This is a genomic window from Streptomyces sp. NPDC014861 (assembly GCF_043081625.1).
Classification (GTDB): domain Bacteria; phylum Actinomycetota; class Actinomycetes; order Streptomycetales; family Streptomycetaceae; genus Streptomyces.
In genome coordinates this window covers 47,734-66,761 of record NZ_JBIBWV010000018.1, presented here as the reverse complement: position 1 = coordinate 66,761, position 19,028 = coordinate 47,734, and the positions used below count along the sequence as shown (strand labels likewise).

General features: G+C 72.0%; 12 protein-coding genes and 1 riboswitch. Of the genes, 6 read left to right on the top strand and 6 right to left on the bottom strand.

Translation table 11 applies throughout. The annotated features are described in order from the left end of the window. Window positions 1-242: 242 nt before the first annotated feature. Window positions 243-1,736 carry a YibE/F family protein gene (locus ACF1BN_RS27955; RefSeq protein ID WP_392334365.1) on the bottom strand — a complete coding sequence of 498 codons (1,494 nt, stop codon included), beginning with the start codon at window positions 1,734-1,736 and terminating at the stop codon, window positions 243-245. 38 nt (window positions 1,737-1,774) lie between these two features. After that, a riboswitch (TPP riboswitch) is annotated at window positions 1,775-1,913 on the top strand. On the opposite strand from ACF1BN_RS27955, the gene thiC reads away from it, so the two are divergent. Further along, window positions 1,908-3,689, top strand: coding sequence for a phosphomethylpyrimidine synthase ThiC (gene thiC / locus ACF1BN_RS27950; protein ID WP_392334364.1), 1,782 nt, complete (start codon window positions 1,908-1,910; stop codon window positions 3,687-3,689). It overlaps the preceding riboswitch by 6 nt. Window positions 3,690-3,938: 249 nt before the next feature. Here thiC and ACF1BN_RS27945 read toward each other — a convergent pair whose 3' ends face one another. From ACF1BN_RS27945 to ACF1BN_RS27935, 3 genes are all read right to left on the bottom strand, one after another. After that, window positions 3,939-4,640: a hypothetical protein gene (locus tag ACF1BN_RS27945; protein ID WP_392334363.1), complete on the bottom strand. Its 702-nt coding sequence runs from the start codon at window positions 4,638-4,640 to the stop codon at window positions 3,939-3,941. 161 nt (window positions 4,641-4,801) lie between these two features. Beyond that, entirely contained in the window at window positions 4,802-6,256 is a 1,455-nt protein-coding gene (locus ACF1BN_RS27940) for a metallophosphoesterase (protein ID WP_392334362.1), read from the bottom strand. Window positions 6,257-6,591: 335 nt separating this feature from the next. After that, window positions 6,592-7,698: a LacI family DNA-binding transcriptional regulator gene (locus ACF1BN_RS27935; protein ID WP_392334361.1), complete on the bottom strand. Its 1,107-nt coding sequence runs from the start codon at window positions 7,696-7,698 to the stop codon at window positions 6,592-6,594. Between the two features lie 591 nt (window positions 7,699-8,289). On the opposite strand from ACF1BN_RS27935, the gene hisC reads away from it, so the two are divergent. Beyond that, window positions 8,290-9,387, top strand: coding sequence for a histidinol-phosphate transaminase (gene hisC, locus ACF1BN_RS27930; protein ID WP_392334360.1), 1,098 nt, complete (start codon window positions 8,290-8,292; stop codon window positions 9,385-9,387). Window positions 9,388-9,421: 34 nt separating this feature from the next. On the opposite strand, the gene ACF1BN_RS27925 is transcribed toward hisC, so the two are convergent. Continuing rightward, the gene (locus ACF1BN_RS27925; protein ID WP_392334359.1) at window positions 9,422-9,796 is read right to left on the bottom strand and encodes a cyclophilin-like fold protein; all 375 of its coding nucleotides are present in this window, start codon (window positions 9,794-9,796) and stop codon (window positions 9,422-9,424) included. Window positions 9,797-9,999: 203 nt separating this feature from the next. Here ACF1BN_RS27925 and ACF1BN_RS27920 point away from each other — a divergent pair, with 203 nt between their 5' ends. The 4 genes from ACF1BN_RS27920 to ACF1BN_RS27905 all read left to right on the top strand — a co-directional run bounded on the left by ACF1BN_RS27920 (window position 10,000) and on the right by ACF1BN_RS27905 (window position 17,965). Continuing rightward, complete coding sequence (locus ACF1BN_RS27920) at window positions 10,000-11,517, top strand: cytochrome ubiquinol oxidase subunit I (RefSeq protein WP_392334358.1); 1,518 nt, start codon at window positions 10,000-10,002, stop codon at window positions 11,515-11,517. A gap of 18 nt (window positions 11,518-11,535) precedes the next feature. After that, the gene (gene cydB, locus ACF1BN_RS27915; protein WP_392334357.1) at window positions 11,536-12,540 is read left to right on the top strand and encodes a cytochrome d ubiquinol oxidase subunit II; all 1,005 of its coding nucleotides are present in this window, start codon (window positions 11,536-11,538) and stop codon (window positions 12,538-12,540) included. 129 nt (window positions 12,541-12,669) lie between these two features. Continuing rightward, on the top strand, window positions 12,670-16,230 hold the full coding sequence (gene cydD, locus ACF1BN_RS27910; RefSeq protein WP_392334356.1) for a thiol reductant ABC exporter subunit CydD: 3,561 nt from the start codon (window positions 12,670-12,672) through the stop codon (window positions 16,228-16,230). A 19-nt stretch (window positions 16,231-16,249) separates the two neighbouring features. After that, the gene (locus ACF1BN_RS27905) at window positions 16,250-17,965 is read left to right on the top strand and encodes a GAF domain-containing sensor histidine kinase (protein WP_392334355.1); all 1,716 of its coding nucleotides are present in this window, start codon (window positions 16,250-16,252) and stop codon (window positions 17,963-17,965) included. On the opposite strand, the gene ACF1BN_RS27900 is transcribed toward ACF1BN_RS27905, so the two are convergent. Next, window positions 17,962-18,945: an HAD hydrolase family protein gene (locus tag ACF1BN_RS27900; RefSeq protein WP_392334354.1), complete on the bottom strand. Its 984-nt coding sequence runs from the start codon at window positions 18,943-18,945 to the stop codon at window positions 17,962-17,964. The genes ACF1BN_RS27905 and ACF1BN_RS27900 overlap by 4 nt on opposite strands. Between the last annotated feature and the right edge of the window lie 83 nt (window positions 18,946-19,028).

Genomic DNA, 19,028 nt, shown 5'->3' with positions numbered 1-19,028 from the left:
GCTATCCGTATCCCCGGCAGCGGAGGCGCGATCCGTACCTCCGACAGCGGTGTCCGATCCGGGTGTCTGAACACCGGCGTACCCCGATCCGTGGGGCCGGGTGCGTGCCCCGATCCGTGGGGCCGGGTGCGCGCCTCGATACGTGAGGCCGGGTGCGCCTCCCGATCCGTGGGGCCGGGTGTGCCCCGATCCGTAGGGCTGCCGTCGAGGCGGAAGGGTCCCGTACGGGCGTCGTGCGCGCGTCACTTGGCGCGGCGTCGCCGTCCGCCGCGGCCCGGAGTCCGGGCTCCTGCCTCCTCCGCCGGACGGTCGGCCGACACCACCAGAGCCGCGAGCGCCGTCGTGACCGGCACCGAGGCGACCAGACCGATCGACCCGACCAGGGTCCGGACGATCTCCTCCGCCACCAGCTCGCTGTTGGCCACCGTCCCCATGCTGCTCTGCGCGATGGTGAAGAGCAGGAGCAGCGGGAGCGCGGCACCGGCGTAGGCCAGGACCAGCGTGTTGACCACCGAGGCGATGTGGTCGCGGCCGATCCGGATGCCGGCCCGGTAGAGCGCGCGCGGACCCATCCGCGGGTCGGCCTGGTGAAGTTCCCAGACCGCCGAGGTCTGGGTGACGGTCACGTCGTCCAGGACACCGAGCGAACCGATGATCACACCGGCCAGCAGGAGGCCGGACATGTCGATCTCCGGGTAGAGACCGTGGATGAGCCCGGTGTAGTCGTCGGTGTTGCCGCTGAGCGAGGCCCAGCCGATGAAGAAGGACCCGAGCAGTCCGATCAACAGCAGCGAGATCAGGGTGCCGAGGACGGCGACCGAGGTGCGGGCCGACAGGCCGTGGCACATGTAGAGCGCGATCAGCATGATCGCGCTCGATCCGACCACCGCCACGACCAGCGGGTTCGACCCCTCCAGGATCGCGGGGAGGATGAAGAGCGTGAGCACCAGGAAGCTCACCGCGAGCGCGATCAGGGCCATCACGCCCCGCATCCGGCCGACGAGCACGACCGCGAGCGCGAAGATGCCGGCGAGGACCGCCATCGGCACCTTGCGGTTCACGTCCGTCACCGAGTACTGCAGGTCCCGCGGGGCGTCGGGGGCGTAGGCGACCACCACGCCCTGTCCCTCGTCGAGTTGGCGCGGGGCGTCCGGCTGCACGATCTCGGTGAACCGGCGCCCCTTGTCGGGACCGCTGGTGATCTCGATCGTCGCCTTCTCGCACTGCCCCTGCTGCCCGTTGACCGCCTCGCGGCCCTGCGGGGTGGTCGTGTCGCCGGTGGGCGGCACCTGCGCCGCGTTCACGTCCTTGCAGTCCACCCGCTCGACCGCGACGACCTTCCCCTGTTCGGTCTGCCGGTCGAAGCCGACGCCGGTCCGCTCGTGCGCCGGCGTGCCGCCGGGCCAGAGCACCGCGAGACCGACGACCACGGCGGTGGCGAAGGGGATGAGAACGGCGGCGATGACCCTGCGCAGATGACGGGAGACGGGCGCCGCGGGCCCGTGACTGTGGCTGTGCCCGTGCCCGCCATGGCCGCCATGCCCGCCATGGCCTCCGTGGCCGGGCCCGCCTGGACCGCCGCCGGCACCTGGGCCCGCACCACCGCCCTGACCGCTGGGACCACCGCCTGGGCCGGGCCCGTTCCCGTGCCCGTTTCCGTGGTCGTGGCCGTGCGGATCGGGGGTCTGCTGCGAGGAAGTCACCGACCGATCATCGCAAGAACGGAGGGGGCCCACTGTTCAGCACGCCCGGGAGGGCGCTAGCGTGGTGGCACCTTTGCACACGCGGGAGCTCGGAGCACCGGGCTGAGAGGGCGCTGATCACCGTACGCGGACACGTACGGGAGGAGGCTGCGCCGACCGCCGAACCTGTTACCGGGTAATGCCGGCGTAGGGAGATTCGGTCTCATGACCATTCAGGATGCACGCACGCCTGCCTCCGACCAGAACGACGCCGACGGCGAGCGCACGCCGGGCTGGCACAAGGGGTACGTCGAGGGCTCCCGCCCCGACATCCGGGTACCGGTCCGCCAGGTCCACCTCACCAACGGCAAGGACGTGACGCTGTACGACACGTCCGGTCCGTACACCGACCCCGGCGTCGACACCGACGTGCGCCGGGGCCTCCTCCCGCTCCGCGAGAACTGGATCATCGCGCGCGGCGACACCGAGGAGTACGCGGGCCGCCCGGTCCGCCCCGAGGACGACGGCATCAAGCACACCTCGCCGCGCGGCGGTGGGCTCAAGAACCTCGACGCGGTCTTCCCCGGCCGTCCGCGGCTGCCCCGCCGGGGCCGCGCCGGGCAGGCCGTGACCCAGCTCGCGTACGCCCGCCGGGGCGAGATCACCCCGGAGATGGAGTACGTGGCGATCCGGGAGAACGTCTCCCCCGAGGTCGTCCGCGAGGAGATCGCGGCGGGCCGCGCGGTGCTGCCGGCCAACGTCAACCACCCGGAGATCGAGCCGATGATCATCGGCAAGCGGTTCCTGGTGAAGGTCAACGCCAACATCGGCAACTCCGCGGTCACCTCCTCCATCGAGGAGGAGGTGGAGAAGATGACCTGGGCGACCCGCTGGGGCGCCGACACGGTCATGGACCTGTCCACCGGCCGCAACATCCACACCACCCGCGAGTGGGTGCTGCGCAACTCCCCCGTGCCGATCGGCACCGTGCCGCTCTACCAGGCCCTGGAGAAGGTCGACGGCAGGGCCGAGGACCTGACCTGGGAGATCTACAAGGACACGGTCATCGAGCAGGCCGAGCAGGGCGTGGACTACATGACCGTGCACGCCGGCGTGCTCCTGCCGTACGTGCCGCTCACCGCGCGCCGCAAGACCGGCATCGTCTCGCGCGGCGGCTCGATCATGGCCGCCTGGTGCCTCGCGCACCACAAGGAGAACTTCCTCTACACGAACTTCGAGGAGCTCTGCGAGATCCTGGCGGCGTACGACGTCACCTACTCGCTCGGTGACGGCCTGCGCCCCGGCTCGATCGCGGACGCCAACGACGCGGCGCAGTTCGCGGAGCTGAAGACGCTCGGCGAGCTCAACACGATCGCCAAGCGCCACAACGTGCAGACGATGATCGAGGGCCCGGGCCACGTCCCGATGCACAAGATCAAGGAGAACATCGACCTCCAGCAGGAGATCTGCGAGGAGGCGCCGTTCTACACGCTCGGCCCGCTGACCACGGACGTCGCGCCCGCGTACGACCACATCACCTCCGGCATCGGCGCCGCGATGATCGCCTGGTGGGGCACGGCGATGCTCTGCTACGTCACGCCGAAGGAGCACCTGGGCCTGCCGAACCGCGACGACGTGAAGACCGGTGTCATCACGTACAAGATCGCGGCCCACGCGGCCGACCTCGCCAAGGGGCACCCCGGTGCCCAGGAGTGGGACGACGCACTCTCCGACGCACGGTTCGAGTTCCGCTGGGAGGACCAGTTCAACCTGGCCCTCGACCCGGACACCGCCCGGGAGTTCCACGACGAGACGCTTCCGGCGGAGCCCGCGAAGACGGCGCACTTCTGCTCGATGTGCGGCCCGAAGTTCTGTTCGATGAAGATCTCGCAGGACATCCGCCGTGAGCACGGTGGCACCCAGGAGGAGATCGAGGCCGGCATGGCGGAGAAGTCCGCCGAGTTCGCCGCCGCCGGCAACCGCGTCTACCTTCCCCTGGCCGAGTAGCGGGAGCGACTCGCGCCTCCGGCCGAGCAGCGGTTCGGGTCCCTGGCCGAGCAGTTGCCCGCGTCACCTTGATCCCCGGCCCGCGGTCCACGGGGGGACCGCGGGCCGGTCCGCGTCACGGGGCCATTTCGCGGGGCCGTTTCACAGGGCCATTTCACGGGGCCGGGTCACGGGTCCGCGTCGCGGGTTCCGTTCCGGAGGCTGCGTTTCACGGGGCCAGGTCACGGGCTCCGTGTCAGAGGCTCCGTTTCACGGGGTCGGTGTCGGGGGCGGCGGGTCAGGGAGGGGTGCGGGATCGGGTCCGGGGGCCGGGGCCGGGGTCGGGGTGCGCTCGGGGGTGTGCCCGGTCTCGGGGGTGGTGAGGGCGGCCTGGAGGAAGGGGACGACGCCGCGTTCGAGCAGGGCGTGGCGCCAGTCGGCGCGGGCCCGGGTGAGCTCGTCGTCGGGGACGTGGCTCTCGGCCGGGCTGTTGCGGAGCGCCGTGAGCAGGAGGCCGACGCCCGCGCAGAGGAGGCCGGCGGCGGCGAGGGCGCCGAAGACCAGGCCCGCGGTGAGCAGGGTGGTGCCGAGGGCGGCGGCCGGGACGAGCAGGTGGACCACGGCGCCGACCAGGAGAAAGATCACGGACGCGCTGCCCGCGAGGACCGGCACGAGCGTGGTGAGGACCGCGACGGCGCCCGGCGACTCGTCGGGGGCGGGGGTCCGCGGCCGGTTGGACGCGGCGCGGCACTGCTCGCGCACCTTGACGAAGTGCTCGTACTCGCTCGCCGCCGCGGCGGTGATGAGTGCTGTCGCGTTCAGCGCCATCACCCGGAGCTGGGCGGCCGTCAGCCGCGTTCCCGCTCCGGCGAGTTCCGGCCGTTCCGGCGCGGTGCGCAGTGCCTCGTCGAGGACGCGCTCGTAATCGGCGCGGTCCTCGGTCAGCAGGTGCGGAGCCACGTTCATGTGCATCCCCCGATGCTCGGTGGGCCGGGACCGACCGTGGAGAACGGCGGTCCGGGCGGAAGCGGAGGAGAGCCTGCCTACCTAGGGAGACCGATGGTAGGGCCGTGAGCGGGCGTGCTGACAGGGGGTTTCCGGAAATCGCCTGTACCGGATGCGCTGGGTGAGAGTCAGTCCCCCAGGGGGAGTTGGACGACCAGCAGCTTTCCGGCCATGGTGACGCCGCCGTCCATCGCGATCGCGAGCCCGTCGGCGTAGACGTGCGGGCCCTCGACGGCCGGGCGGGAGTCCTCCTCGCCATCCTCCGTGCCGACCTGGCCGAGGAGGTACGGGATCGGGCTGTGGCCGTGCACGATCCGGGATCCGCCGTAGGTGCCCAGCAGCTCCTGGACGGCCTGCGGGCCGGCCTCGTCGCGGAAGGCGAAGCGCTTGGTGAACTTCCGGAAGAGGTCCCAGACCTCGTCGGCGTCGTTGCGCCGGATGATCTCGTGAACGGTCTCGTTGACGTCCTCGATGGTCTGGCCGTAGTCGAGGTACGCGGTGGTGTCCGAGTGCAGCAGCAGGTGGTCGTCCTCGTGGACGACGGCGTCGAGACGGGACATCCACTGCAGGTGGACGTCCTGGAGGCGGTCCATGTCGTGCTTCTGCCCGCCGTTGAGCAGCCAGGCCGCCTGGAAGGTGGCGGTGCCGGCCCCGGAGTTGACCGGGGTGTCGCCGAAGCGCTTGGCGCCGATGAGGAGCAGCTCGTGGTTGCCCATGAGGGCCTTGCAGTACCCGCCGGCGGCGGCGGCCTCGGCGGAGAGCCGCATGACGAGGTCGATGACGCCGATGCCGTCGGGCCCGCGGTCGGTGAAGTCGCCGAGGAACCACAGCCGGGCGTTGCCCGCGGCCCAGCCGCCGTTCTCGTCGATCAGGCCCTGGGCGTGGAGGGCCTCGACGAGTTCGTCGAGGTAGCCGTGGACGTCGCCAACGACGAAGAGCGGGCCGGGGCCGTCGCCGGTGGGCGCGGGCGCCGGGGCGGCGGCCGGGGCGACGGGCACCTGGACGGTGTCGCCGCGCTGGATGACCGGGAGGTCGCGCTCGGTGGGGGTGTAGCCGTCCGGGAACTCGGCGGGGTAGCCGGCGCCGGAGTGGACCTGGGTGACGCGGGGGAGCGGCGCGGGGTGCGCGGCCGCTGCGGCCGGCGTGGGTACAGAGGCCGATGCGGGGGCGGCGGAAGGCGCGGGTCCGCTGTGCTCGGCGTACGGGGCCGGTTCGGGGTACGGAGTGGACTCCGGGTACGACGTGGACTCGGGGTACGCGACGGGCTCCGGGTGCTGCGCCGGGGCCTGTCCGACAGCCGGGGCCCGTACGACAGCCGGAGCCGGTTCGGCAGCCGGAGTCGGTACGGCAGCGGGAGTCGGTACGGGCGCCGGAGTCGGTACGGGCGCCGCTGCCGGGGCTCCGAAGCCGACCGGTTCCGGGAACGCGGCCGGGCGCGTGCCCAGGTGGAGCGTGGGATCGGAGGGCGTGGGAGGCCGCTCGGCCGTGTGGCCCTGTACGGGCACGCGGGCGTACGGCGGTACGCGGAAGTCACGCAATGTCGCCGTGCGTTCCACGGGATCCTGCCCGGCCCCCTGAGTCATCGACCCCTCCACCACCGTCGCGATGCCCTGCACATCGCGGACCGGCCTGGTCGGGGAGGTCCGCGGTGTCGTGCGCCCATCATAGGAATGAGGGTCCGCCTGTGTGACGCACCAGGGGTGGTGAATCCGGGTTCGCTCCGGGTTCACCGGTTGTTTCGCCCGAATTGAGAAGGTCCAGTCCAGGGTCGGGACCGGCAGGCGGCCGGTTTCGCCGTCTCCGCCCACGGGCAGAGGGCGGGACGGGGGCTTCGTTCGCGGTCGTTCTGATGTCGTGCGTCCGGCCGCTCCTTCGGCGCGGCCGGGATCGGGGGTGCGGTCGCACCCGCGCGTGAGGGTCAGTCCTTCGCGGGCGAGCGCGGCGGGCTGACGGTCGTCCGCGGCGAGCGGCGCTGCGAGGAGGTGCGGACGATGAGTTCGGTCGGTATCACCTGCTCGACCGGACCGTCGTTCTCGATCCCCTCGATGGCGTCGATGAGGAGCTGGACGACGGCGGTGCCGATCCGCCGCGGCTTGAGCGAGAGCGTGCTGATGGGCGGCTCTGTGGTGGCGTAGACGGTGGACTCGCTGCAGCACACGATCAGCAGGTCCTCGGGGACGCGCAGACCGTAGCGACGGGCGGCGGCGAGGAGATCGGTGCCGTTGGGGTCGAACAGGCCGTAGACGGCGTCGGGACGGTCCGGGCGGGCGAGCAGCCGGTCGGCCGCGACGGCGCCCGCGCACGGATCGTGCGCCGGATATGCCTCGTAGACGGGGTCCTGTCCGACCCGCTCGCACCAGTTGAGGTACGCGGTGGTGGAGAGACGGGTGTAGGTGTCGGTGGTGGTGCCGGTGAGGAGGCCGATGCGGCGGGCGCCGGCGTCGGCGAGGTGGTCGAGGAGGTCGAGGACGGCGGCCTCGTGGTCGTTGTCGACCCAGGCGGTCACCGGGAGCGTGCCGGCGGGGCGTCCGTCGGAGACGACGGGGAGGCCTTGGCGGACGAGCTCGGTGACGACCGGGTCGTGGTCGGACGGGTCGATGACGACGGTGCCGTCGAGGGCGACGTTCGACCAGACGTCATGGCGTGAGGTCGCGGGAAGGATGACGAGGGCGTAGCCGCGGGCGAGCGCGGCCGAGGTGGCGGCCCTGGCCATCTCCGCGAAGTAGGCGAACTCCGTGAAGGTGAAAGGTTCATCCCCGTACGTGGTCACGGTCAGGCCGATGAGTCCCGACTTGCCGGTGCGGAGCGTGCGAGCCGCCGCGGAGGGGCGGTAGCCCAGCCGGTCGGCGACCTCGCGGACGTGCCGGCGGGTGGCGTCCGGGAGTCGGCCCTTGCCGTTGAGCGCGTCGGAGACAGTCGTGATGGAGACCCCGGCGGCGGCGGCCACGTCCCGGATGCCTGCCCGGCCCTGCCGGCTTCCCCGGGTCTGTGCCCGGCTCACCTGGTGCTTCCCTGCTGCTGTCATGGCGAGCCGATAGTAGGGCGATGAGGGGTGGGTGAGACGGCCGCATATGCAAGCATTGACAGGCACGTTTCTGCATGGCTAGAAGGCATCAAGAGTCAGTAAATCAAAGGTAGTTGAGCGATTTCTCATGCGACTCGATGCCTTCGGATGGGATGGGCCTGGCGTGGGGTCGAGGTCTCGAAGAGGTCTCAACTCACCTCTACGGGGGACGCGCGCCACGGCGCTCGCCACCGGCGCGCGCCACCCACCCGCGCGCCCCCTCGGCCGCAGCGGGTCGCGGGGACGGCCACAGGGCCTGGCACGGGGCGGGCCGCAGGGTGGCTGTGGGGGCGGGACGCGGGTGGGGCGCGGGACCGGGACACGGGGTGGCCGTGGTGTGGGACACGGAGTGCTCTAGAGGTGGGGCGCAGGGTGGCCGTGGGTGCGGGATACGGAGTGCCCTCGGGGTGGGACACGGGGTGGCAGCGGGTCGGGTGCGGGGCGGGTTTTCCACAGCGTTGCAGGGCTGTTGTCCACAGCCCATTCGCAGCGGCCGGGAATCCTCATAAAGTGAGAAGCATTGGTGGTACGGACGGTCGAGGAGGCCACACTGTGAGCGAGACCAGCGGGACGAGCACGTCCACCCCGAAGCTGCGCGCCGAGCTGGACGGCATCCCCGCCTACAAGCCGGGCAAGCCGGCCGCGGCGGGCGGCGCGGCCGCCTTCAAGCTCTCCTCCAACGAGAACCCCTACCCGCCGCTGCCGGGCGTGATGGAGAGCACGCTGGCCGCCGCCGGGAACCTCAACCGGTACCCGGACCTGGCGTGCACGGCGCTCTCGGCGGAGCTGGCCGACCGCTTCGGCGTCCCGGTCTCCCACATCGCCACCGGCACCGGCTCGGTCGGTGTCGCCCAGTCGCTGCTCCAGGCGACCTCGGGCCCGGGCGACGAGGTCATCTACGCCTGGCGCTCCTTCGAGGCGTACCCGATCATCACGCAGATCACCGGGGCGACCTCGGTGCAGGTGCCGCTGACCGACGGCGAGGTGCACGACCTCGACGCGATGGCCGCGGCGATCACCGACCGGACCCGGCTGATCTTCGTCTGCAACCCCAACAACCCGACGGGCACCGCCGTGCGCCGCGCCGAGCTGGAGCGCTTCCTGGACCGGGTGCCCTCCGACGTCCTGGTGGTGATCGACGAGGCGTACAAGGAGTTCGTCCGCGACACCGACATCCCGGACGGCATCGAGCTCTACCGCGACCGGCCGAACGTGGCGGTGCTGCGCACCTTCTCCAAGGCGTACGGCCTGGCGGGGCTGCGGGTCGGCTTCGCGATCGCCCACGAGCCGGTGGCGGCCGCGCTGCGCAAGACGGCGGTGCCGTTCGGCGTGAGCCAGTTGGCGCAGGACGCGGCGGTGGCCTCGCTGCGCGCCGAGGACGAGCTGCTCGGACGGGTCGGCTCGCTGGTGGCGGAGCGCGAGCGGGTCCACGCCGGGCTCGTGGCCCAGGGCTGGACCGTGCCGGACGCCCAGGCGAACTTCGTCTGGCTGCGGCTCGGCGAGCGGACCGTGGACTTCGCGGCGGAGTGCGAGCGGCACGGCGTGGTGGTGCGGCCGTTCGCGGGGGAGGGCGTGCGCGTCACGATCGGTGAGACCGAGGCGAACGACCTGTTCCTGAAGGTGGCGGAGGGCTTCCGCCGGGAGGCCTGACGGCCGTGAGGGTACGGCGCCCGACCCCGGCGGGTCAGGCGAGTTCGACGCGGATCGGGTCGCCGTCGCGGACGGTGGCCAGGATCCGCGGGTCGTCGTCGAGCGAGCCCAGCACGTTGCAGGGGCTCGCCAGCCGGCATTCGTCTCCCCGGGAGATCGGGGTGGGCCCGTAGGGGAGGGCGAGTGCGTCGCCGTCGGTCCAGAAGGCCACCGTGCCGGGATCGACGACCTGGCGCGCCCCGCCCTCGCGCGGCACGGAGACCGGCGTGTCGAAGTAGACCTCCTCGCCCCAGGTGCGGGCGGTGGAGACGATCGGCAGAGCCCCCAGGAGCGCGGTGCTCGTGGGGGTCTCGTCGAGTGTGGCCGTGGTGTGCCCGGCCGGCCAAGTGAGGCGTATCCGAAGGGTCATGGCCCGGATTCAACAATATGTTGAAGGCCTTGGGAAGGTGTGACCTTCGGTACAGCCCCCCGCCCTCCAGTACGGATTTCGTATGAGTCATAATGCTTGTGAATGTGAACGCGTTCACAAGCGTGTCCCTGTTCGTCCCGTAATAGGGGGGATCAAAGGGGCAAACTGCCGATGCAACCACGGCGATGTAAGGAGAAGACGCAGTGGACCTCGCTTTGGCGCCCGAGACTCTGGCGCGCTGGCAGTTCGGCATCACCACCGTCTACCACTTTCTCTTCGTACCGCTGACGATCTCCCTCGCCGCCCTCACCGCCGGTCTGCAGACCGCCTGGGTCAGGTCCGGGAAGGAGAAGTACCTCAAGGCGACGAAGTTCTGGGGAAAGCTCTTCCTCATCAACATCGCCATGGGTGTCGTCACCGGCATCGTGCAGGAGTTCCAGTTCGGCATGAACTGGTCGGACTACTCCCGTTTCGTCGGCGACATCTTCGGTGCTCCGCTGGCGTTCGAGGCGCTCATCGCCTTCTTCTTCGAGTCCACCTTCATCGGCCTGTGGATCTTCGGCTGGGACAAGCTGCCGAAGAAGATCCACCTCGCCTGCATCTGGATGGTGTCGATCGGCACCATCCTCTCCGCGTACTTCATCCTGGCCGCCAACTCCTGGATGCAGCACCCGGTCGGCTACCGGATCAACGAGGACCGCGGCCAGGGCGCCCGCGCCGAGCTCACCGACTTCTGGGCGGTGCTCACCCAGAACACCGCGGTCACCCAGTTCTTCCACACCATGACCGCGGCCTTCCTTGTCGGCGGAGCCTTCATGGCGGGCATCTCCGCCTTCCACCTGGCGCGCAAGCGGCACGTCGCGGTGATGCGGACCTCGCTCCGGGTCGGCCTGATCACGCTGATCATCGCCGGCCTCGGCACGGCGATCAGCGGTGACGTGCTCGGCAAGGTCATGTTCAAGCAGCAGCCGATGAAGATGGCCGCCGCCGAGGCCCTGTGGGACGGAGAGGCACCGGCCCCCTTCTCGATCTTCGCCTACGGCGACGTCGAGAAGGGACACAACAAGGTCGCCATCGAGGTCCCCGGAATACTGTCCTACCTCGCCAACGGCGACTTCGACTCGTACGTCCCCGGCATCAACGACATCAACAAGGCCGAGCAGGAGAAGTACGGCCCCGGCGACTACCGGCCCAACATCCCGGTCGCCTACTGGGGCTTCCGCTGGATGATCGGCTTCGGCATGGCCTCGCTCACCATCGGCGTGATCGGGCTCTGGCTGACGCGCAAGAAGTTCCTGCTCGCCCCCGGACTGAGGACCGGTGAGGACGAGGTGCCGAACCTCGTCCTCTTCAAGAACAAGGCGCTCAGCCCGAAGATCGGCAAGTGGTACTGGATCGTGGCGCTCTGGACCATGGCCTTCCCGCTGATCGCCAACTCCTGGGGCTGGATCTTCACCGAGATGGGCCGTCAGCCCTGGGTGGTCTACGGCGTGATGAAGACCAGCTCCGCCGTCTCCCCCGGCGTCTCCCAGGGCGAGGTGCTCACCTCGATGATCGTCTTCACCACGCTCTACGCGATCCTCGCCGTCATCGAGGTCAAGCTCCTCGTGAAGTACGTGAAGGCCGGCCCGCCCGAGCTCACCGAGAACGACCTCAACCCGCCCACCAGGATCGGCGGGGACACCCGTGACCCCGACCGGCCCATGGCCTTCTCGTACTGAGGCTCAGGAGATCGAGTCATGGAACTCCACGACGTCTGGTTCGTACTCATCGCCGTCCTCTGGATCGGCTACTTCTTCCTGGAGGGATTCGACTTCGGAGTCGGCATCCTCACCAAGCTGCTCGCCCGGAACCGGCCCGAGAAGCGGGTCCTCATCAACACCATCGGACCCGTCTGGGACGGCAACGAGGTGTGGCTGCTGACCGCGGGCGGCGCGACCTTCGCCGCCTTCCCCGAGTGGTACGCCACCCTCTTCTCCGGCTTCTACCTGCCGCTGCTGATCATCCTGGTCTGCCTCATCGTCCGCGGCGTCGCCTTCGAGTACCGGGCGAAGCGGCCCGAGGAGAACTGGCAGCGCAACTGGGAGCAGGCGATCTTCTGGACCTCGCTGATCCCCGCGATCCTGTGGGGCGTGGCCTTCGGCAACATCGTCCGGGGCGTGAAGATCGACCGGAACATGGAGTACGTCGGCACCTTCTGGGACCTGCTCAACCCGTACGCGATCCTCGGCGGACTCGTCACGCTCACCCTCTTCACCTTCCACGGCACGGTCTTCGTGGCGCTGAAGACGGTCGGTGACATCCGCGTCCGGGCGCGGGCGCTCGCGGTCAAGCTGGGCGTGGTCACGGCGTTGCTCGCGCTCGCCTTCCTGATCTGGACCCAGGTCGACACGGGTGACAGCTGGAGCCTCGCGGCGACGGTGATCGCGGCCGTCTCGCTGGTCGGAGCGATCGGCGCGATCAAGGCGGGGCGCGAAGGCTGGTCGTTCGCGCTCTCGGGCGTGACGATCGCCGCGGCCGTCGCGATGCTGTTCCTGGCGCTCTTCCCGGACGTCATGCCGTCGTCGCTCGACCCCGCGTGGAGCCTGACGGTCACCAACGCGTCGTCGAGCCCGTACACGCTCAAGATCATGACGTGGTGCGCGGCCATCGCCACGCCGCTGGTCCTCCTCTACCAGGGCTGGACCTACTGGGTGTTCCGCAAGCGGATCGGCACCCAGCACATCGCCGACGCCGCCCACTAGGGCACCCGCCGGCCGCTGCCAGGGCCGGTGGCGCCCGGGTCCGCGAGGGCCCGGGCGGTCTTCCTCCAGGGGGCATGTTTCACGTGAAACAGATGCCCCGGGCGCTTCTTCCAGAGGGGCATGTTTCACGTGAAACCGATCGACCCGCGTCTGCTCCGGTACGCCCGCGCGACCCGTGTCTTCCTCGTCGGGGTCGTCGTCCTCGGCCTGGTCGGGGCGGCTCTGGTGATCGCCCAGGCGATGCTGATCGCCGAGATCGTGGTGGGGGCCTTCCAGAAGGGCCTCTCGGTTTCCGCTCTGACCACTCCCCTGCTGCTGCTCGCCGGGGTCGCCGTGGCGCGCGGGCTGGTCTCCTGGCTGACCGAGCTCGCCGCCCACCGGGCGAGCGCCGCGGTCAAGTCCGAACTCCGCGGCCGGCTCCTCGAACGCGCCACCGCCCTCGGCCCGGGCTGGCTCGGCGGACAGCGCACCGGCTCGCTCATCGCGCTCGCCACCCGGGGCGTGGACGCGCTCGACGACTACTTCGCCCGCTATCTGCCCCAGCTCGGCCTCGCGGTCGTCGTCCCCCTCGCGGTCCTCGCGCGGATCGTCACCGAGGACTGGGTCTCGGCCGCGATCATCGTCGTCACCCTGCCGCTCATCCCGGTCTTCATGATCCTGATCGGCTGGTACACCCAGGCCCGGATGGACCGGCAGTGGAAGCTGCTCTCCCGGCTCTCCGGCCACTTCCTCGACGTCGTCGCCGGACTGCCCACCCTCAAGGTCTTCGGCCGGGCCAAGGCCCAGGCCGGCTCGATCCGCGCCATCACCGCCGACTACCGGCGGGCGACCATGCGCACCCTGCGGATCGCCTTCCTCTCCTCCTTCGCCCTGGAGCTCCTCTCCACGCTCTCGGTGGCGCTCGTCGCCGTCACCATCGGCATGCGGCTCGTCCACGGCACCCTCGACCTCTACACCGGGCTCGTCATCCTGGTCCTCGCCCCCGAGGCGTATCTGCCGCTGCGCCAGGTCGGCGCGCAGTTCCACGCGGCGGCGGAGGGGCTCGCCGCGGCCGAGGAGATCTTCGACGTCCTGGAGACCCCGGTCCGCGAGGGCGGCACCAGGACGGTGCCGACCGGAGTCCGCCTCGAACTGGACCGGGTGACGGTCCGCCACCCGGGGCGCGCCGAGCCCTCGCTCGCCGGGGCGAGCCTCACCGTCGAGCCGGGGGAGACGGTGGCCCTCGTCGGGCCGAGCGGCGCGGGGAAGTCGACGCTGCTCGATGTCGTCCTCGGCTTCACGGAGCCGGAGGAGGGCGGAGCCGTACGGGTCGGGGGCGTGGACCTGGCGGAGCTGGACCTGGACGCCTGGCGGTCGCGGATCGCGTGGGTGCCGCAGCGGCCCTACCTCTTCGCCGGGACCATCGCCGAGAACGTGCGGCTCGCGCGGCCGGAGGCCGGTGACGAGGAGGTGCGGGAGGCGCTGCGGGACGCCGGGGCGGACGCCTTCGTGGCCGGGCTGCCCGAAGGTGTCGGGACCGTGCTCGGCGAGGACGGGGCCGGGCTCTCGGCCGGCCAGCGGCAGCGGCTCGCGCTGGCGCGGGCCTTCCTCGCGGACCGGCCGCTGCTGCTGCTCGACGAGCCGACGGCGGCGCTGGACGGGGAGACGGAAGCCGGGATCGTCGACGCCGTGCGGCGGCTCGCCGTCGGGCGGACGGTGCTGCTGGTCGTCCACCGGCCCGCGCTGCTGGCCGTGGCGGACCGGATCGTGGCGATCGGGGCGCCGGACGAGCGCGCGGAGGCCGCCGGTACGACGGCTCCCGACGTGAGGGACGCCGTCGGGACGGCCGCCGACGCGGTGGGCGCCGACGCGATGCGCGCCGACGTGGTGGGCGCGACCGCGGAGCCCGTGTCCGCGGCCGGGCGAGGGGTGCTCGCGCGGGTGCGGTCCATGGCCGGAGAGCTCAGGGGCCGGATGGGGCTCGCGCTGCTGCTCGGCAGCCTGGCGCTCGGCTCGGCCGTCGGACTCATGGCCGTCTCCGGGTGGCTCATCTCGCGGGCCTCGGAGCAGCCGCCCGTGCTGCACCTGATGGTCGCGGTGACCGCCACTCGGGCCTTCGGCATCGGGCGGGCCGTCTTCCGGTACGCCGAGCGGCTCGTCTCGCACGACGCCGTGCTGCGGATGCTCGCCGAACTCCGGGTCTCCGTCTACGCCCGGCTGGAGCGGATCGCCCCCGCCGGACTGCGCCGCGCCGAGCGCGGTGACCTCCTCGCGCGGCTCGTCCACGACGTCGACGCCCTCCAGGACTACTGGCTGCGCTGGCTGCTGCCGGCCGGTGCCGCGCTCGTCGTGGGGCTCGGCTCGGTCGGTTTCACCGCCTGGCTGCTGCCCGAGGCGGGCGCCGTGCTCGCGGTGGGCCTCCTCGTGGCGGGCGTGCTCGTACCGCCCCTGGGCGCCGCGCTGGCCCGCCGGGCCGAGCGGCGGCTCGCCCCGGCGCGCGGAGCGCTCGCGACCGCCGTGGCCGATCCGCTGCGCGGCTGCGCCGAGCTGACCGTGGCCGGGGCGCTGCGGGACCGGCTCGGCCGGGCCCGGGCCGCCGACCGCACGCTCACCGGGATCGCCTCCCGCCAGTCGGCCGCGGCCGCGCTGGGGGCCGGGCTCTCGGCGGTGGTGTGCGGCCTCACGGTGGTGGCCGCCGCCTTCGTCGGCGTGCAGGCCGTCCGTGACGGGCGGCTCGACGGGGTCGCCCTCGCGGTCGTCGTCCTCACTCCGCTCGCCGCCTTCGAGGCCGTGACCGGGCTGCCCCTGGCCGTCCAGTACCGGCAGCGGGTCAAGCACAGCGCCGAGCGGGTCTTCGAGGTGCTGGACGCGCCCGTCCCGGTACACGAGCCGATCGTGGCCGTCGCTCCCCCGGCCGGGCCGTTCCCGCTGGAACTGGCCGGGCTCTCCGCCCGGTACGCCGGGCAGGACCGGCCCGCGCTCGACGGCTTCGCGCTGACCCTGGACGCCGGGCGGCGGGTCGCCGTCGTCGGCGCCTCGGGCTCCGGCAAGACCACCCTCGCCCAGGTGCTGCTGCGGTTCCTGGACGCCGAGCGGGGCTCGTACCGGCTGGGCGGGGTCGCCGCGACGGAGCTCGACGGCGACGACGTCCGGCGCCTGGTCGGCCTGTGCGCGCAGGACGCGCACCTCTTCGACAGCTCCGTACGCGAGAACCTGCGGCTCGCCCGGACGGACGCGAGCGACGAGGAGCTGCGGGAGGCGCTGCGCCGGGCCCGGCTCCTCGACTGGGTGGACGGTCTGCCCGAGGGGCTCGACACCCTCGTGGGCGAGCACGGCTCGAAGCTCTCCGGCGGTCAGCGGCAGCGGCTCGCGCTGGCCCGCGCCCTCCTGGCCGACTTCCCGGTCCTCGTCCTCGACGAGCCGGCGGAGCACCTGGACCTGGCCACCGCCGACGCGCTCACCGACGACCTGCTGCGCGCCACCGAGGGGCGTACCACCGTCCTCATCACCCACCGCCTGCGTGGGCTCGACGCGGTCGACGAGGTGGTGGTCCTGGACGGCGGCCGGACCGTGCAGCGGGGGCCGTTCGCGGAGCTCGCCGCCGAGGACGGGCCGCTGCGGCGGATGCTGGAGCAGGAGCGGGCGACCGATCTCCTCCTCGCCGGAACAGCGACCACCGTTGTCGGCCGTCCGACTTTTCTCTCCAAATAGGACTAACTAGGCTCAGGGCATGACCGCCGCCGCCACGCCCGATTCCCCGGACCCCCTGGTCGCCGCCACCGAGGCCACCCGCAGCCTCCAGGGGCTGTCCACGGAGCTGACCGCCCGCGTGCCGCAGCTGCTCGAAGCGATGCGGTCGGTGGGCACCGGTCTCGAACTCCACACCACCCTCGACCGGATCTGCGAGACCGCCGCCCAACTGGCCGACGCCCGCTACGCGGCCATCGGGGTCGTGGACGAGGAGGGCAAGGGCCTCTCCGACTTCGTCACGTACGGCGTCGGCGACGACGTGGCCCGGCGCATCGGCCGCCGCCCGGACGGACACGCCGGGCTGCTCGGCGCGCTCATCCGCGACCCGCGGACGATCCGGCTCGCCGACCTCTCCGCCGACCCGCGGTCGGCCGGCTTCCCGCCCGGTCACCCGGTCATGCGGACCTTCCTCGGCGTCCCCATCCGCGTGCAGGGCGAGATCTTCGGCAACCTGTACCTCGCGGAGAAGCGGAGCGGCGAGGAGTTCAACGACTACGACGTGCACATGGTCCGGGTCCTCGCCACCGAGGCCGGCATCGCCATCGGCAACGCCCGCCTCTACGAGGCCGCGCGCCAGCGCGAGCGGTGGATCGACGGATCGGTCGCCGTCACCACCGCGCTGCTCTCCGGCGGCGACGCCGACGACGCCCTCGCCGTCGTCGCCGAACAGGCCCGGCGGCTCGCCGACGCGGACGCCGGGATCGTGCTGCTGCCGGCCGAGGACGGCGGCCTGGAGATCGTCGCCGTCTCCTCGCCCCGGCGCACCAAGTCCCTCGGGGTGGTGATCCCGCCGGAGAGCCAGGTCGTCGAGCTGCTCCTGGAGGGCGAGGCGGTCTTCGTCCAGGACGCCTCCACCGATCCGCGCATGATCAGCCGGCTGACCTCGCCGTACGGGCCGAGCATGCTGCTGCCGCTGCAGAGCGGCGGCCGGGTCCTGGGCGCGCTCGCGATGCCCCGCGCCCGGGGCGCCCGGCCGTTCTCGGAGGCGGAGCGGACCCTCGCGACCCAGTTCGCCTCACAGGCCGCGCTCGCGCTGATGATGGCCGAGGCCCAGCGCGACCGGGAGCGGCTCGCGGTCTTCGAGGACCGCGACCGGATCGCCCGCGACCTGCACGACCTCGTCATCCAGCGTCTCTTCGCCACCGGGATGATGCTGGAGAGCGCCCAGCGGAAGGCGATCGTGCCGGCCGTCCAGGAGGGCGTCGGCAAGGCCGTGGACGAACTGGACGTGACCATCCAGGAGATCCGTACGGCGATCTTCGCGCTCCAGCAGGGCCCGGCGGAGGCCCCGTCGGGGCTGCGCACGCGCGTGCTGCGGGAGATCAACATGGCGGCGGTGCCGCTGGGCTTCAAGCCCGCGCACCGCTTCCTCGGCGCGATCGACGCCACCGTCGGCGAGCTGACCGGCAAGAACCTGATCGCCGCGCTCCGCGAGGCGCTGTCGAACGCCTTCCGGCACGCCGGGGCGAGCAGGATCGAGGTCGTCGTCGACGCGACGGTGATCCTGCCGGACGGTTCGCCCGGGGTACGGCTCACGGTCGCGGACGACGGCGTCGGCCTGCCGGAGGGCGGCCGGCGCAGCGGTCTGCGCAACCTCGCCCGCCGCGCCGAGTCCCTCGGCGGCGCGAGCTGGTGCGGCCCGGGCCTGTCCGAGGACGGCGGCGGTACGTCGGTGGTGTGGGAGGCGCCGCTCTAGAGGGGGTCCGCCGGAGTCGGCCGGGCCGGGGTGGACGGCGTGGGCTGCTGGGTCGGGGTGGTCGGCCGGATCGGTGTGGTCGGTCGGGTCGGCGTGGTGGGCGGGGTCGGGGCGGTCGGGGCGGTCGGCCGGGTCGCGAGGGCTTCGGCGACGAGGCGCTCGATGACGACGGCGACACCGTCCTCGTTGTTGCCGACGGTGCGACCGGAGGCGGCGGCGATCACCTCGGGGTGGGCGTTGCCCATCGCGTACGAGCGGCCCGCCCAGCTCAGCATCTCGATGTCGTTCGGCATGTCGCCGAAGGCCGCCACCTCGTCCGCCGTGATGCCGCGCTCCTCGCAGCAGAGGGCGAGCGTCGACGCCTTGGAGACGCCGAGGGCGCTGATCTCGATGAGTGCGGTGGGGCTGGAGCGGGTGAAGGAGGCCAGGTCGCCGGCGGCCCCCCGGGCCGTCGCCAGGAAGACGTCGGGGTCGAGTTCCGGGTGCTGGGCGAGCAGCTTGAGCACGGGAGCGGCGGCGCCCGGTGCCTCCTCGTAGAGGAGCTTCTCGGCGGTGGCGACGGTGGCGCCGGGGTCGAGGTAGAAAGGCGGGTACAGCGGCTCGTAGTGGATGCCGGTGGTCAGCTCGACGGCGAAGCTGGTGCCGGGGGCGGCGGCCCGCAGGGCCCGTACGACGTCGAGGGCGGCGGGCCGGGGCAGCGGGCGGACCTCGAGGAACGTGCCGCCCGCGTGCAGGTCCACGACGGCCGCGCCGTTGGCACAGATGGCGAGGCCGTGGCCGTGCACGTGGGCGCTGACGACGTCCATCCAGCGGGCCGGGCGCCCGGTGACGAAGAAGACCTCGATCCCCGCCCGCTCGGCGGCGGCGAGGGCGGCGACGGTGCGCTCGGAGACGGACTTGTCGTCGCGCAGGAGGGTGCCGTCGAGGTCGGTGGCGATGAGCCGGACGGCGGGTCGGGAGGAGGGCCGGGGAGAGGTCACCTCCCCATGGTGCCGCACCGGACGCACGTGCGTGCGGGTCCCTGCACATTTGAGTGGGGTGGGCGGTGGGGGCGTGGGCGGCT

Bases quoted from the DNA above. Each gene is read 5' to 3' on its own strand.
- ACF1BN_RS27940 (WP_392334362.1), bottom strand. From the start codon at position 6,256: ATGACTCAGGGGGCCGGGCAGGATCCCGTGGAACGCACGGCGACATTG.
- thiC (WP_392334364.1), top strand. From the start codon at position 1,908: ATGACCATTCAGGATGCACGCACGCCTGCCTCCGACCAGAACGACGCC.
- ACF1BN_RS27925 (WP_392334359.1), bottom strand. From the start codon at position 9,796: ATGACCCTTCGGATACGCCTCACTTGGCCGGCCGGGCACACCACGGCC.
- ACF1BN_RS27905 (WP_392334355.1), top strand. From the start codon at position 16,250: ATGACCGCCGCCGCCACGCCCGATTCCCCGGACCCCCTGGTCGCCGCC.
- cydB (WP_392334357.1), top strand. From the start codon at position 11,536: ATGGAACTCCACGACGTCTGGTTCGTACTCATCGCCGTCCTCTGGATC.
- ACF1BN_RS27945 (WP_392334363.1), bottom strand. From the start codon at position 4,640: ATGCACATGAACGTGGCTCCGCACCTGCTGACCGAGGACCGCGCCGAT.
- ACF1BN_RS27935 (WP_392334361.1), bottom strand. From the start codon at position 7,698: ATGACAGCAGCAGGGAAGCACCAGGTGAGCCGGGCACAGACCCGGGGA.